13 protein-coding genes are annotated in these 14,750 nt (G+C 62.9%); 4 read left to right on the top strand and 9 right to left on the bottom strand.

What is annotated here, in order from left to right; translation table 11 throughout:
* Positions 1-50: 50 nt before the first annotated feature.
* On the bottom strand, positions 51-1,622 hold the full coding sequence (locus tag ABD919_RS02590) for an FAD-dependent oxidoreductase (protein WP_345233499.1): 1,572 nt from the start codon (positions 1,620-1,622) through the stop codon (positions 51-53).
* 355 nt (positions 1,623-1,977) lie between these two features.
* On the opposite strand from ABD919_RS02590, the gene ABD919_RS02585 reads away from it, so the two are divergent.
* Positions 1,978-3,702, top strand: a complete 1,725-nt coding sequence (locus tag ABD919_RS02585) for an NHL repeat-containing protein (RefSeq protein ID WP_345233497.1) — start codon at positions 1,978-1,980, stop codon at positions 3,700-3,702.
* A gap of 275 nt (positions 3,703-3,977) precedes the next feature.
* On the opposite strand, the gene ABD919_RS02580 is transcribed toward ABD919_RS02585, so the two are convergent.
* Positions 3,978-4,379 carry a RidA family protein gene (locus ABD919_RS02580; RefSeq protein ID WP_345233495.1) on the bottom strand — a complete coding sequence of 134 codons (402 nt, stop codon included), beginning with the start codon at positions 4,377-4,379 and terminating at the stop codon, positions 3,978-3,980.
* 232 nt (positions 4,380-4,611) lie between these two features.
* Between ABD919_RS02580 and ABD919_RS02575 the strand changes: the two genes are divergently transcribed.
* Together ABD919_RS02575 and ABD919_RS02570 are read left to right on the top strand one after the other, a co-directional pair.
* The gene (locus tag ABD919_RS02575; RefSeq protein WP_345233493.1) at positions 4,612-5,424 is read left to right on the top strand and encodes an energy transducer TonB; all 813 of its coding nucleotides are present in this window, start codon (positions 4,612-4,614) and stop codon (positions 5,422-5,424) included.
* A 254-nt stretch (positions 5,425-5,678) separates the two neighbouring features.
* Complete coding sequence (locus tag ABD919_RS02570; protein WP_345233491.1) at positions 5,679-7,208, top strand: diadenylate cyclase; 1,530 nt, start codon at positions 5,679-5,681, stop codon at positions 7,206-7,208.
* Positions 7,209-7,587: 379 nt separating this feature from the next.
* Here the strand turns inward: ABD919_RS02570 and ABD919_RS02565 are convergent, their stop codons facing one another.
* From ABD919_RS02565 to ABD919_RS02545, 5 genes are all read right to left on the bottom strand, one after another.
* Positions 7,588-8,085 (bottom strand): PaaI family thioesterase, encoded by a 498-nt coding sequence (locus ABD919_RS02565; RefSeq protein ID WP_345233489.1) that lies wholly within the window; start codon positions 8,083-8,085, stop codon positions 7,588-7,590.
* A gap of 158 nt (positions 8,086-8,243) precedes the next feature.
* Complete coding sequence (locus tag ABD919_RS02560; protein ID WP_345233488.1) at positions 8,244-8,765, bottom strand: PPC domain-containing DNA-binding protein; 522 nt, start codon at positions 8,763-8,765, stop codon at positions 8,244-8,246.
* Positions 8,766-8,886: 121 nt separating this feature from the next.
* Positions 8,887-10,143 (bottom strand): DUF4097 family beta strand repeat-containing protein, encoded by a 1,257-nt coding sequence (locus tag ABD919_RS02555; RefSeq protein WP_345233486.1) that lies wholly within the window; start codon positions 10,141-10,143, stop codon positions 8,887-8,889.
* A complete protein-coding gene (locus tag ABD919_RS02550) occupies positions 10,143-10,895 on the bottom strand; it encodes a hypothetical protein (protein WP_345233484.1) in 753 nt (250 codons plus the stop codon). The genes ABD919_RS02555 and ABD919_RS02550 overlap by 1 nt, the downstream gene beginning before the upstream one ends.
* 200 nt (positions 10,896-11,095) lie before the next feature.
* On the bottom strand, positions 11,096-11,674 hold the full coding sequence (locus tag ABD919_RS02545) for an RNA polymerase sigma factor (protein ID WP_345233482.1): 579 nt from the start codon (positions 11,672-11,674) through the stop codon (positions 11,096-11,098).
* Between the two features lie 137 nt (positions 11,675-11,811).
* On the opposite strand from ABD919_RS02545, the gene ABD919_RS02540 reads away from it, so the two are divergent.
* Positions 11,812-12,348: a hypothetical protein gene (locus ABD919_RS02540; protein ID WP_345233480.1), complete on the top strand. Its 537-nt coding sequence runs from the start codon at positions 11,812-11,814 to the stop codon at positions 12,346-12,348.
* A gap of 87 nt (positions 12,349-12,435) precedes the next feature.
* On the opposite strand, the gene amaB is transcribed toward ABD919_RS02540, so the two are convergent.
* Both amaB and ABD919_RS02530 read right to left on the bottom strand, forming a co-directional pair.
* Positions 12,436-14,043 (bottom strand): L-piperidine-6-carboxylate dehydrogenase, encoded by a 1,608-nt coding sequence (gene amaB / locus ABD919_RS02535; RefSeq protein ID WP_345233479.1) that lies wholly within the window; start codon positions 14,041-14,043, stop codon positions 12,436-12,438.
* Positions 14,044-14,241: 198 nt separating this feature from the next.
* A complete protein-coding gene (locus ABD919_RS02530) occupies positions 14,242-14,673 on the bottom strand; it encodes a hypothetical protein (protein ID WP_345233478.1) in 432 nt (143 codons plus the stop codon).
* Positions 14,674-14,750 lie beyond the last annotated feature (77 nt).

Below are 14,750 nucleotides of genomic sequence, written 5' to 3'. Positions count from 1 at the left end.
ATTAGTTAATAGTTAGCAGAATTTACTGTTGGGCTTATACCCAGAAGGCTCTATGCCTCACCCAGGCCGGTATTGGCCGGGCCGCTGAGTAGCTCGCCCAGGGCGGTGAAGCGGGAGCCGTGGCAGGGGCAGTCCCAGCTTTTTTCCAGGCCGTTCCAGTGCACCACGCAGCCCAGGTGCGGGCAGATGGCCGAGCACTCGTGGGTTTCGCCCTGCTCGTCTTTGTACACGGCCACTTTGGTAAGGCCCCGGCGCAGCACGGCGCCGTGCCCGGCCGGTATCTCGTCGGCCGACTTCACATCGCCGCCCGTCAGCAGCTCGGTGTACTCCATGGCCACGTTCGCATTCTCAATGAGGAACTCCTTGGTGCTTTCGGGCTTCACGGTCACGCGGCCGGGGTCGTAGAGCTTGGCCCAGGGGTTTTCGCGGCCCTCAATCAGGTCGGCCACAATCATGGGGCCCAGCGTGCCGTGCGTCATGCCGTGGCCCGAGTCGCCGGTGATGATGTACACATTATCGGAATCGAGGGGGTTGCGCCCGGCATAGCCCAGGCAGTCGACGGGCTCCATCACCTGCCCCGACCAGCGGTACTCGATGGTTTTGATGCTGGGGAACCGCTCGCGGGCCCACTCCTCCAGGCAGCGCAGGCGCGCGTCCGGGTCGTCGTGCTGCCCGGTTTTGTGGTCTTCGCCGCCCACAATCAGCAAGTCGTAGTCGACCTGCCCGCCGCGGGGGCCGGCCTGCACTTCCTGAGTGCGCACGTAGTGATAAGGGTCGGCCGTATCCCAGAACAATGCCTTGCTCACCGAGCCCTTGGGAATGCGGGCCCCGATAACGTAGGTGCGGTAAGGTGCCTGCTTGGTGTGCATCACCACCCGGTCGTTGAAGGGCGTGTTGGAGGCGATGACGATGCCGCGCCGGGCTTTCACCTCGGCACCGTCTTCGGTTACCACGCGGGCGGTACCGCCCCCATGCACCTCGCTCACGTGGGTGTGGGTGCAGATGCGGCCGCCCAGCCGCACAATGGCCTGGGCCAGGCCGCTGAGGTACTTCAGAATGTGAAACTGCCCCTGGTTGGGCCAGCGCAGGCACTCGCCGGTTTCGAAGCCGACGAGGCCGGCGCTGGGCAGCCACTCCACATCGGTGAAGCCTACGCGGTGGGCGGCGTCCAGCTCCTCGGTCAGCTCTTTGTGCTTGCCGTTGGCGGGCAGAAACAGATAGCCATCGAGGCGGGTGAAGTCGCAGTCGATTTTCTCCTCCAGTACAATCTGCTCAATCTTGTCGATAGCGGCCGCGTGGCTTTCGCCGGCCAGCCGGGCGCCCTCCTGGCCAAACAGGCCTTCCAGCGTGGTGTACCGGTCGTCGAGGGCGTACGAAAGGTGAGCGGTGGTGCGGCCCGACTCGCCGCTGGCAATGTCTCCATCTTCCAGCACCAGCACCTGGCGTCCTTTTTTGCTAAGTAGGTAAGCGGTGGTGAGGCCGGCGATGCCGGCCCCGACTATCACCACGTCGGCGGTGGTGTTTTCACGCAAGGGCTCAAAGGTGGGCAGGGCGGGCGCAGTGCCGAACCAGGAAGAAGTGGTGGCACCGGAAGTGCGGGCGGGGTTTGGGAGTTTGGCCATAGAGGTAAGCGAAAGAATAAGGTTCTTCCGCTTACGCCCCGACCCGGGTTCTGGTTAAGGTCGAGCTTCCCTAAAACGTCCTATTTCGGGACTGTGCTTGCCGGGCACCCGGCTCCGCCATCGCAGCGCGGAATGCCATTCCGCGACCCGCGGCTATTCCAGGAGCTACCCATTTGCTTAAAAAAGGCCAGACTCATCCTAATCCTTCTTTGCCGGCGAGCCGGGTGCCGGCTGTATCCGGTGGGCCTATCCGTGCCAGCACGTAGCGCAAAATACCAATCAGGTGGTATGGCAGCCCTGAGTTGAAGGCGGGAATTTTGTCTCACAATTCAAGTCACTCTTTCCCTCTTTTTCTATGTCCTTGATTAAGCGCCTTTCTTCCCTGTTTTCCCGCCCTGCCGGGGCCCTGCTGGCCGCTCTGCTGCTGCCTTGCCTCAGCAGCCAGGCGCAGAGTGCCGCACCCGCCTGGGCCTGGGCTGTTAATTCGGCTACGCCCACTGCCGCCGTGCGGGTATATGGCACAGCCGCCGATGCTGCCGGCAATGTGTACGTGGTAGGCCAGATAAACGGCAGCGGCACCTTTGGTGCCACTACCCTCAGCAATGTGACAGGCGCTTATGTAGGCAAGCTTAACCCGGCAGGCCAGTGGGAATGGCTGCAAACCGTACCCAACGCGTCTACCTTTTTCCCCAGCTATGCCACCGACGTTGCCATCGACAATGCCGGCAACGTGCTGGTGGGTGGCTTCTTCACCGGCACCATCACGGCGGGCAGCAGCCCTACCATTACGGCTACCGGTGGCAACAGCGGCTTTGTGGCCAAGCTGGACCCCAGCAACCGCACCTGGCTATGGGCCACCCGCAGTGCCGCCCTGTTTGGCTCTACCCACGAAACTATCCGTGGCCGGGGCCTGGCGGTGGATGCGGCTAACAACGTGGCCGTATCCGGCAGCTTCAGCGGCAGCATCACGCTGGGCAGCACCAGCCTCACTAGCATCAACAACACCGCCGATATGTACGTGGGCAAGCTCAACGGCAGCACCGGTCAGTGGCTGTGGGCGGTGCGCGCCGGCGGCGGGGGCGGCGATGTGGCCTCCAGTGTCGCCACTGACCCGGCTGGCAACGTTATTCTTACCGGTATGATAGAAGGGCAGGCGCCCACCGCCACGGTGGGCAGCACCATGGTGACCGGAGCCGGCAGCTACGACGGCCTGGTGGCGCGGTTTGCTGCGGCTACCGGCGTTGTGGAATGGGCTTACGCCGTGGGCAGCCCGCGCTCTGACAATTGCAATGCTGCAGCCTGCGACGCGCAGGGCAATGTATACATCACCGGTGGGTTTCAGTCGACCGTGACGCTGGGTAGCCTGACCCTGAACTCTGACTTCCTGCTCCGCATCGATGACATCTATGTGGCCAAGCTCAGCCCCTCTGGTCAGTGGCTGTGGGCCGTGAGCGGCGGCGGCGCGTCGGAAGACTTCGGCGAAGACCTGCAGCTTGATGCAGCCGGCAACCTCTACGTAGCCGCCACCGTGCGCTCCAGCACCCCAACTTTCGGCAGCGTTACCGTAAGCACGCCGCGGCGGGCGGCCTTTGTAGCGCATCTGCTGGCCAGCAACGGCGCCTGGCAGTGGGTAACCAGCGGCGGCGCCGCCCAACCCGCCTACACCTACAACCTGCACCTGACTGCAGCCCCCGGTGGCAACCCGGTGTACGTAACCGGCACGTATTCGCCCAGCGCCGTGTTTGGCCCCATTAACCTGGCCAACAACCGCACCAGCTACACCCCGCACTTCATTGCCAAGCTGGGCAGTGGCCCGGCTACGGGGGTGCGCGGCAGCCAGGCCGCCGCTCCGCTGGGTGCCTGGCCCAACCCCGTGGCGGCCGGCCGCATGCTGCAGCTGCCCTTCGGGGGCGAGCTGCGCCTGCTCGATGCCCTTGGCCGGGAAACGGCCCACACTCTGCTGCCAGCCTCTTTCCCCACCTGGCCTGTCCCGGTTCAGCTAGCCCCCGGCTCCTATACGGTACTGCTCACGGCGCCAAGCGGCAAGCTGTACCGCCAGCAGCTGCTCGTTACCCAATAGCTCTGATACAGCTTCCTGCGCGTTAGCCACCCTGGCGCCGTATCAGAGCACAAAAGCCCGTTGGCAGGTTAGAAGCGAGTATCCGCTTTTAACCTGCCAACGGGCTTTTGTGCCAGTCTGGCTTCGGAGGAATAGCCGGTGAGCTGCCTTGCTACAGAAGAGTGCCGTCTCTGCTACTCACATGGAAATTGACAGCACGAAACAGGTTTCCCGAAACAGAAAAGGCCTGCCCGCTTTGGCAACAGCCCCTCCGTTTTCCGTGCCCCATTACCGCATCACTTCACCTGCGCAATGCACTTTAGCTCGATGGCGATGGGCGTGGGCAGGCAGTTTATTTCCAAAGTGGTGCGGCAGGGCTGGGCCGTGGCGAAGTACTCGGCGTAGAGACGGTTGTAGGTAGGAAAGTCGTCCTTCATGTTGGTCAGGAACACGGTCACGTCCACCAGGTCGTTCCAGTCGGCGCCGGCCTCCTCGAGGATGTAGCGCACGTTCTGAAACACGGCGTGGCACTGGCTTTCGAAGTCGTACTTCAGAATGCTGCCATCGGGCGCCAGCTCCACGCCGGGTATTTCTTTCTGCCCACGCTGCCGCGGCCCCACGCCGGACAAAAACAGCAGGTTGCCTACGCGGCGGGTGTAGGGGTAGGCTCCAACGGGTTCGGGGGCGCGGCTTTCCATGCGAATAAGAAATAACGAGTGAGAATTTTCGGACGAAGGTAAAGCCGGCACCTTTTTTGGCACTATTTGCCGAAATGCTGAATTATGCTGTGCTTGGGGAGGCATAGTATCTTTAAAGCACAGCCGGACGCCGTTGCCAGGCAATCCGGCAGGGTTACATTGGTGCGGCAACCTGTCGGCCTACCTTCGCCTGAAACTCTCCATTCCTCACTCCTTATTCTTCATTAAAGTAATGAAAGCTCCGCTGCCCCTCCTGCTCTGCCTGCTGGGTCTCAGCTTTGGCGCCCACGCTCAGAAGCGTAAAATGCCAGCCAAGCCCGACGCCAGCACCGTGTACGACTCGGTATCCAAGCCCGCCGTGCCGCTGGGCGGCACCCAGAAGTACGCCCAGTTTCTGGCCAACCACCAGAAGTACCCGGCTGCCGCTATGCAGAAAGGCATTCAGGGCACCGTGCCCATTAGCTTTATTGTGGAAAAAACCGGCACTATCAGCAATGTAAAGGCCGACCAGCCCTTGTCGCCGGAGCTCGACGCCGAAGGCATCCGCCTCATCAAGAGCGGCCCGCAGTGGACGCCCGCGCAGCACATGGGCAAAGTGGTGCGGCAGCGCATCGTCGTGCCCGTGTCGTTTGTGATGTCGCCGGGCTCGGAAGTAGTAACGGTGGGCCCCAAAGGCACGCCCGCCGCCCCCGCCAACGCTGCCGACATTGCCGCTTCGGCCAACCCCGATACCCCGCCGGTAGTGGCCCCCGACAAGCCCACCCGCCCCGTGGGTGGCACCGAGGCCTTTTTCGACTGGATTGAGAAAAACCAGAAGTATCCCGACCTGGCCCGCCGCCGCAAGATTCAGGGCAAGGTCATGGTCGAATTCATGGTGCAGGCCGACGGCACCCTTACCGATGCCCGCGTCATCAAAAAGATGGGCTCCGGCCTGGACGAAGAAGCCCTGCGCCTGATTCGCACGGCGCCCAAGTGGGAACCGGCCACCTACAAGGGCAAGCCCTTAAAGCAAAAGATGGTGCTGCCCGTCTTGTTTCAGCTGTAGGGCTGCCGCAAGAACGCCAACACCCCTCCTTGCTAAGGGGGGATGTTTCAGCCTGCGGCTGAAACGGGGATGGTTATGAGCGTCTGCGCCAAAAGAACAAGAGGCGTCGCGCCTGTTATACCACTTCTGCCGGCTCCTGTTTTCGCACCGCTGCCCACAACCACCCCAGTTGCCGATGACGCGGCAACGCCCCTCCTTAACTACGCCGACCTTTGGTTGCTAAGGAGGAGAGTTTTCGCCCTGCTCACCCGCGCATGCCCACTTCCGCCCCCCAGCTGCTTACTTACTCGCCCACCCTGCTCTGGCCCCATCAGGTGCGCTACCGGCAGGTAGCCCAGGCCCTGGCCCAGGACCTGTTCGACTCGCTCGACGACGACCTGCAGCCCTTCGTGCTGCTGCTGGCCCTGCCCCTCGACCCCGCCCTGCCCGCCCGCTGCCTGGAGCCGGAAGACTGCGGCCTGCCCGCCGAGCGGTTTAACGAGGCCGTGGCCCGGGGCCGCGAAATCCAGCACAGCAGCTCCTGGAACTTCCTGGAGCGCGACGGCATGAGCCCGGCCATGATTCGGCGGCGGCACGAAGGCATGGGCGTGCGCACGGCCGTGCAGGAAGTGCTCGACGAGCTGGACCGCGACGCCCGCCACCAGCACATTGCCGGCTTCCCGGTGCAGATTCACGGGCACTTCGTGTTTACCATCCTGCGGGTGCAGCGCAAGCCGCTCAAGCTTTACCCCTCGCTGCGGCCCGACCGGTTCTACACCGACGGACGCCCCCTGGCGCCTTCGCTGCTGGTAGCCGCCATGTACCGCTTCAACGAGGAAGGCATGAAAGCCCTGAGCGAGCCCGAGCCCGGCGCCGGCTTTCTCAGCCGCCCCCGCGAAACCGAGGAGGTGCTGCGGGCCGCCGGCAAAACCTTTCTCGACACGCCCGCCCAGGCCCTAGGCCTGAACCCCGCCACGGCCAAGCTCTACGCCACCTTCAACACCATCTCCAGCCTGCGCTACGAGGGCGCCGAGGGCGTGGGCAAGATGCTGCTGGCCCGCCGCGGCCACCCCAACATCGAGGAGGTGTTTGCCCTCACCTGCCCCACCCAGATTACCGACTACCGCGCCGTGCGCAAGCTGCTGGCCATGGTGACGGCCGACGTACACCTGCTGGCCGATGGCGAAAACGTGTATGCGCTGGGCCGCAAGGTGGGCCAGTACGACCCTGCCCGGGAAGACCTGTTTGTGGTCAATTTCGTGACGCACTACGCCTGGGAGTTTATGCACGGCGGCCACGTGCTGCTGCGGGCTCACTACGGCCTGCCCAGCCTGCCCCGCACCCACCTCAACCGCAGCAGCTTCCGCCGCGACCTGCGCCGCACTTTCGGCCTCACCGACCTGCCCAAAGTGGAGCGCCTCTGGGACGTAGTACTCGAAGCCAGCCGGCAGAAGCACGGCACCCTGCTCGTCATCAGCACCGAGGCCCTGGCCGAGGCTGACCGACTCAAGCTGCAGTGCACCCTCATTGAGCCGGTGCCACTCACGCCCCTCATCACCCGCCTCGTCACCAGCATCGACGGGGCCGTGCTGCTCGACCCCGACGGCTACTGCTACTCCATCGGCGTCATCCTCGACGGCAAGGCCTCTGGCTACGGCGACGGCACCCGCGGCGCCCGCTACAACTCGGCCGTACGCTACGTTGAAAGCTCCGCCTACCCGGTAATGGCCGTGGTAGTAAGCGAAGATGGCCTGGTGGATGTGCTCACCAAGGAAGGCCTGGCCGAGGAGCGCAAGGAGAAGTAAGGCCGTGTGCACAGACTGTTTCCATAAAGGCTACTCTAGTTTCGAGTCCCAGCGCGAATTCGAGGCATTCGAGGCTATGCTGAAGCAGGTGCTTGCTTATAAGTGTGCCGGTGGCCAGCTGCAAGTACTACCTCCTGGGGAGCTGCCTGGCCGGCCTGGGGTTGAAAGCCGCTATTTCTGCCGAAGCTGCAACACCACTTGGGCCCTTTCAACACCCGACAATGCCTGGCGGGGCTTTTTTCTGCCTGAAGCCCAGGCTCAGGCCTATCTGCAACGTGGTGAGCGTACCGATAAAATCCGCCAATGGGGCTGTCTGATTTTTCTACTTCTACTAGCAGCTTTTGCCGGGTGGTACCTATTACGACGCTAGCCTTTGCTGCTATGCTTTCTGCTTGGTCCGAAACGACCAGGTGATGCGGAACACGGCCACCACGTCGCCGGTTTCGTCTACGCCGGTGCTGGTGGCTACCACCGTGCGGCCCTCGCCGGTAGCCCGGCTTTCGGCCAGGGCCTGGGCAATGCGCGGGCCGTCGGGGCAGCTGAAGGCAATGAGGCCCACCGCCTTTTTGGTAAATTCGGCTTCCATTCCCACTACCAGCATGGAGGCCGGCGAGCCCGCCTGCACGTGCATCATGGCCTGAATGCCGCTGGCCAGCTCGGCTGCCATGGCCAGGCAGGCGAAGTAAATGCTCTTGAACGGGTTTTTGGTGAGGTGCTTGAAGCGCACCGTCACCACGGCGTGCTCAGTCGTCAGCTCCCGCAGGCGCAGCCCGGCCAGCCAGGCCATGGGCAGGTTCTGCATCATGAACAGCCGCAGCTTCATGGGGTTGAGTACCTGCTGGCGGAAGGCGGCGGCTTTGGGAGTGTCGGTGGTCATAAAGCCAAAGATGAGGAAATTCGGGCAATAATAGTAGGCACGCCTAACATTTATCGGTCCGGCAGTTCCTTTACAGACATAGCGTCTGCTTCCTGACGAGCAAAAAACATTTCCTTAGTGCAGTTTCGCGGTACATATCTACTGACTTCGAAACCGCTCTAGAGCTTGCCCTTTTTCGCCTTTACCGGGGCAGCTGCCCCCGAGGGCTGGGCCGGATACACCGTCAGCTCTTTGTAGCCGAACGTGGGGTCCGTTTCGCGCTTGAACTCCAGGGCAGGCAGCTCGCTCAGCACAATTTCGGCTGTGGTATAAATGCGGCAGCCATCGAGCAGGTGCCCGCCCAGGGTACGACCGGTGCTGTCGGCAATGGCCAGGTGCAGGTGGGAGCCGGCCGTCGACAGCGTGCCCACCAGCGACACAATTTCAAAGTGGCCCCGGTACTCGGTGGGCTTATCCTGATTGGCCAGCCGCAACGAGGCCACCGTCAGGCTGCCCACGCAGGTGACAATAGCCCCGGCCTTGATATCGTGGGCCTGGGTAAAAGCCAGCAGCTGCTGGCGCAGGTCGTCGCCGGGCCGCAGGCGCAGGGCGTAGGCTTTCTGAGGAGAAGAAGGCACGGAAGGCATGGTTTGGGCCAGCGCGGGGCCGGCCAGCAGGCACAGAAGCAGAGTACGGAACACGTGGCAAGGTAGCACCAAGCCCAGTAGCTGTTGCCCGCCGTTGGAACAAAACAGCCTTCTGCAGCAGGAGTAGTCTACTCGTGCTGCAGGAGGCTGATTATCCAAAGTTCTGCGCCGGTTTCTACTTGCTAAACCGCACCGTACCGTAGCGCACTTTAATGCTCACGTTGCCGGCATTGCGTGCCGGCACCTCCCCGCCAAACACCCCCAGCACGTCGCTCGACTGCGGCCCGTTCTCCTCAGCCAGCACGCGCACCAGCTTGCGGTCGACCAGCAGCTGGCCTTGCTCGGTACTTACATCGAAGCGGAAGCCTGGCACCTCGGCAAAGCCCAGGCGGATGGTGCTAAAGCCCCCGTCGAGGTTGATTTGCCGGAAGTTGGGGCCCGTGTCGCGCACCACAAAGTCGGGGCAGTAGCGCAGGGCCATGTCCAGCCCCTCGTTAAGCTTTTCCACGCTGAAGCGCGAGTAGCCCGACGAGCCGCGCAGGTTGTGCACCGTGCCCAGGGCCACGTCGCCGTAGCGGCTGTGCACGGTCAGGTCGCGCACGGTGCCAATTTCTACGTCCGACGAGTTGTTACGCAGGTCCACGATTTCACCTTCGTCCAGGTTCAGGCGGGCATAGCTGGCGTCGATGCTGCCGCGGCGCACAAATGGAATGCGGCAGTCGCCATTGCCAATGCGCACCAGGTTGCGCTGGCCTTCCAGGCGGGCGGTACGCAGGGAGCCATATTCAACAGCCAGCTCGGTTGGCCCCTTCAGGTCGCCGCTGATGGTGACCGACCCGAAGTTGTTGTACACCCGCAACGCCGTAGTGCGCGGCAGCCACACGGTGTAGTTTACCTCGTAGCGGCAGCCGCCGGCCCGTCCCCGCAGGGCCGGCCCGAACAAGGTACTCACGGCTACGCCGCCAGTGCGGCAGTCGTAGTCGAGCCACTGCACGCCCAGGGCATCGAGCAGCTGGCGGGCACCGGTTTCGCTTTCCGCCCGGGCCACCAGCTCGGCCTCCACCTTGATTTCCTTTTTGCCCCAGGGGTGAATCTGCACCCGTCCGTAACGGGTATCCAGCGAAAACGGGCGACCTGCGCCCGGCACGTCATACGAGCGGCTCAGGCGGCGGCGCTGCTCCACTTGGGCAGTGGCGGCATCGCTGCCCTCGCCGGGCTGGCCATTCTGGCCGTTCTGGCCCACCTGGGGGTTCTGCTCCTGCCCCAGCAGCAGCTCGTCGGGGCTGCTGAGCCACAGGTACTGCACCGCAACCCCTGGGCTGGCCAGCCACAGCTCCTGGGCCCGGGTAGCGGCCGGCGCCAGCCAGCCGGTCAGGCACAGCACAAGCAGTCCGCAGGCCCGGCTACACAGCAAACGGGTGATGTCTCTCATTAGGGTTGACGGCGGCTATCAGCCAGCACAAAGGCGCTTGTCGGTGCCGGGTCGCTGTCGCGGGTAGCGCCCAGGTGCAATTGCTGGTCGAGGATGTCGAGGCGAATCTGCAGGTTGCGGTTCATGGCCATCAGCACGGCCTCGGGCCGCGGGTGGCTGGGCAGCTCTATTTTCAGCTGCCGGTAGCTGGAGTCGAGCGAGGCCAGCTCGCGCTGGTAGTCGTCGGCCATGCCGGCTGCCGCCGGGCCGCCCAGCTGGCTCAGCTCTTCCTGCCGGCGGGCCAGCTGGCTGGCGTAGTAGGCTTCCATGCCCCGCACGGCGGCGCTGAGCTGAATGCTGTTGGAGTCGCTGCGGGCGGCAGCCGTCAGGGCCTGGGGGGCGCCGCCCAGGTAGAGCGCGGCATCTTCGCCCGTCGTAATGCGGCCCGTGCTTTCGGTTTCGGCAGCGGCTATTTCCGGCGTCGCCTGCTTGGTCTTCCAGGCTTCGCTTACCCCGGCCGCAAAGACCAGGGCGGCCAGGGCGGCGGCCACGCCGTAGCGCTGCAGCCAGGTGCCGCGCTCGGCACGGCGGCTTACTTCCGGGGCCACCTCTGCGGCAGAAGCCAGCAGCACGGGCGGGGTAGAAACAGAGGCAGGCGCATCAAGCTGCTGCTCAAGCGCCGCCCACAGGTCGGGGCGCGGCTCGTGCACGTCGAAGTCGGCACGGTGCCGCTCCACGAAGCTTTCCAGCGAATGATTGTTCTTAGTTGTCATGGTAATAAGCAAACGCACGGTTCTTCCGGTTTCACAGAAGGGCTGCGGGGATATACGGGAGCCGCAGCCGAATGAAGTAGGATGAAGAGTAATTTAAAAGTTGGTTTCTAGTTACTGGTTGCTTCTCTCTGGTTTCTTATTTCTAGTTTCTTGTTTCTTGTTTAAATGCCAACAAGAAACCGAAACCAGAAACCTAAAACTTACCGAAGGCCTTGCTGGGCAGCCAGCTCGCGGAGCCGAGCCCGGGCCCGGCTGTACTGCGACTTCGACGTGGACTCGGAAATGCCCAGGATGTTGGCAATTTCCAGGTGGTCGTAGCCTTCGAGCAGGTACAGGGTCAGCACCACGCGGTAGCCGTCGGGCAGCTCCTGAATGCAGCGGCGCAACACGTCGGCCCGGTAGTGGGTTTCGGCTTCGTCCTCGCTGCTGGGGCCGCTGGCCTCGGCGGGGGCCTCGTGGTGCTGCTCGCCCAGCGGCACCAGGGCCAGCCGCCGCTGCCGCAGGCAGTTGATGCTTTTGTTTACCACAATGCGCTTCAGCCAGGCGCCAAAGGAAGAGTCGCCTTTGTAGCTGCTTAGCTCCCGAAAGGCGCTCAGGAAAGACTCCTGCAGTACGTCTTCGGCCTCGGCATAGTCGCCGGTGATGCGCAGGGCCGCGTTGAACATGGCCTTGGCGTAGCGGCGGTAGATTTCAGCTTGCGCCTGCCGGTCGTTCAGGCGGCAGCGCTCTACCAGCGGAGCATTGATGTCGACGTAGGCGGAAATACTCAGGGCTTCCATTGCAGACTAATCAGGAAAAAGGTGTAGAACCAGGGGCCGGGGGTTAGCGAAGTTAAGCCAAGGATGCAGCTTGCCGCCCAGGGTTGCAGGCTGCACCAGACTTAACTTTGTTTAGCGTACCAAATTTAACAAACCATATGTTCATCCAACGTTCCCTACTACTGGGCCTGATGCTGCCAGCGCTGCTTCTGAGTGCCTGCAGGAAAGATGAGCCGGAAATTGACTTTGGCCCGGATGGCGGCTTTCAGTACCGCACCCGGCAAAACATTCCCGGCCCCGGCGATGCCACCGACTGGACAGCCGATGGCCCCTGGAACAGCAAAGAGAAAGGCTTATTTTCCAGCCTGAACCTTTCGCTTGATGAAGCGCAGCAAAGCCGCACCTGGTACTCCAGCGTATACCCCAACCCCAGTGAGGCCGCAGATGGTTTCACTTTCATGACCTCCGTAAGCAGCAACAACCCCGCCCCCGCCGGTAGCCGGAAAGCTTACGTGATTGTCGACCGCCGCTACAACGTGCTCCAGCGCGGCGACATCAACGCCACGACGCACGAGGACGTAGTTTTTGGGCCCAACTCCCTGCCGGCCGGGTCCCTCTACCGGCTCTACTACGTCTGCTATGTGCCCGGCCAGCGCGTGTATTTTCGCAGTCATGGCGACATCAAGGTGGAGTAGCTCATCCATTTCTACAACGCATAAAAAATCCCCCGCCCGGTCATTTCCAGGCGGGGGATTTTTGTTGGCTTCTCAGCCTGGCAAATGCTATACGTCAAACTTAATGCCCTGAGCCAGCGGCAGCTGGTCGGAGTAGTTGATGGTGTTGGTCTGCCGGCGCATGTACACTTTCCACGCGTCGGAGCCCGACTCGCGGCCGCCGCCGGTTTCCTTTTCGCCACCAAAGGCCCCGCCGATTTCGGCGCCGCTGGTGCCGATGTTCACGTTGGCAATGCCGCAGTCGGAGCCGGCCTGGGCCAGGAAGGCTTCGGCTTCGCGCATGTTGAGCGTGAAGATGCTCGACGACAGGCCCTGCTTCACCCCGTTCTGCAGCTCGATGGCATTGTCCACGCCGCCGCTGTACTTGATGAGGTAGAGAATGGGCGCGAAGGTTTCTTCCTGCACCATGTGGTAGTGGTTTTCGGCTTCCACAATGGCGGGCTGCACGTAGTGGCCGCCGTGGTACTCGGCGCCGCTCAGCACCTGCCCGCCCGTGAGCAGCTTGCCGCCTTCTTCCTGCACCTTGGTCAGGGCGTCCGAGAAGCCTTTCACGGCGTCGCCGTCAATCAGTGGGCCTACCAGCGTGCCTTCCTGCAGGGGGTGGCCGATGGGCAGCTTGGGGTAAATGGTCAGCAGGCGGTTTTTCACCTCCTCGTAAATGCTGTCCTCGATGATGAGGCGGCGCGTGGTGGTGCAGCGCTGCCCGGCCGTGCCCACCGCCCCGAATACGATGGCGCGCATAGCCATGTCGAGGTCGGCGTTTTTGGTGAGGATAATGGCGTTGTTGCCGCCCAGCTCCAGCAGGGCGCGGCCCAGGCGGGCGCCCACTACCTCGCCTACCTTGCGGCCCATGCGGGTGCTGCCCGTGGCCGACACCAGCGGCACGCGGCCGTCGGCGGCCATGGCGGCGCCAATCTCGGCCTCGCCAATCACCAGGTTGAAGATGCCCTCCGGCAGCTCGTTGGCCTCCAGCACCTCGCGGATGATGTGCTGCACGGCTACGGCCGTGAGCGGGGTTTTCTCGGATGGCTTCCAGATGCACACGTCGCCGCACACGGCGGCCAGCATGGCGTTCCAGCTCCACACGGCCACGGGGAAGTTGAAGGCTGAGATAATGCCCACAATGCCCAGAGGATGGTACTGCTCATACATGCGGTGCGCCGGGCGCTCCGAGTGCATGGTGAGGCCGTGCAGCTGGCGCGACAGGCCCACGGCAAAGTCGCAGATGTCAATCATCTCCTGCACTTCGCCGTAGCCTTCCTGCAGGATTTTGCCCATCTCCACGCTCACCAGCTTGCCCAGGGGCTCCTTGTACTCGCGCAGCTTGTTGCCAATCTGGCGCACGATTTCGCCGCGCTTGGGCGCCGGCATCAGGCGCCAGGTTTTAAACGCTTCCTGGGCGGTTTTCACTACCTGGTCGTAGTCCTCGGCCGTGGCCATGGCCACGGTGGCCAGCCGCTGCCCATCGGCCGGGGCCAGGATGGTGCGGGTTTTGGCGTTCTGAGCACCGCCCCAGTGCAGGCCGGTGCTGTAAGCCGCGTTCTCAGCCTGGATGCCGAGCTGGCGCAGCACATCGCGAACGCCGTGCTTGTCTTCGTGCGGGTGCTCAACGCTTATGTCAGCTGCTGAGGTAGCTTCTTCGATGGCTAATTTCATGGGAATTTTGGCAATGGAAATTGGAGACCCCAAAGTTACGCAGTTGCGCCGCGCCAACCCGACCAGCCAGGCCCCACTTCTCCCAAAACTCCGTATTTATTTCGGTGCTTGCTTAGGCAGTTGAAGGCTTTGCTTCTTCTCAGCACTGGCCATCTACACCTTGCGGGGAACAGCTGCCTGAAGCTTTCAGGCCCATTGCTAGCGTCCCCCGGCCCGCTCCCGCAGGTCGGCCAGCCAGGTTACGGCATCGGCTTCGTTGTCGAAAAAATTGGGGTACAGCTCCAGGTCGGCCAGCTGACGCAGGTAGTTGCTCATGTGCTCGCTTTCAATGGCAGCCTGCTGGTCGGGCCCTACCAGGAAAGCAGTAAACAGGGCCCCGCCCATGTCGGTGGCGATGACGGGCGTAAACTGCTCGCTAATCCAAACATTCAGGTCAACCTCCGTTACCGGGCGGCGGCGTAGGTCCAGCAGCCAGTAGCGGCAGCTGCTGTGGGCTCGGGCTTCCTCCAACATCACCCGGTAGGTAGCCTGCAGCTCCGGCGGGGGCAGGTTGCGCAGCCAGCGCCCGATAAGTATACCGAGGTCGGGACGATGGTCAAGCGAAAAGGCTCCGGCGGGGAAGTCAGACACGGTGTTAAAGGGCGAGGTAATTATAGCCCAGCTATACGGCAGGAAAAAACCCTAGGTTTATTCAGTCCTTTGCGCGC

Origin of the sequence: Hymenobacter saemangeumensis (assembly GCF_039541835.1) — a bacterium.
Classification (GTDB): Bacteria; Bacteroidota; Bacteroidia; order Cytophagales; family Hymenobacteraceae; genus Hymenobacter; species Hymenobacter saemangeumensis.
The sequence above is the reverse complement of the archived record's forward strand: the minus strand, read 5'-3'. Positions and strand labels throughout refer to the sequence as shown.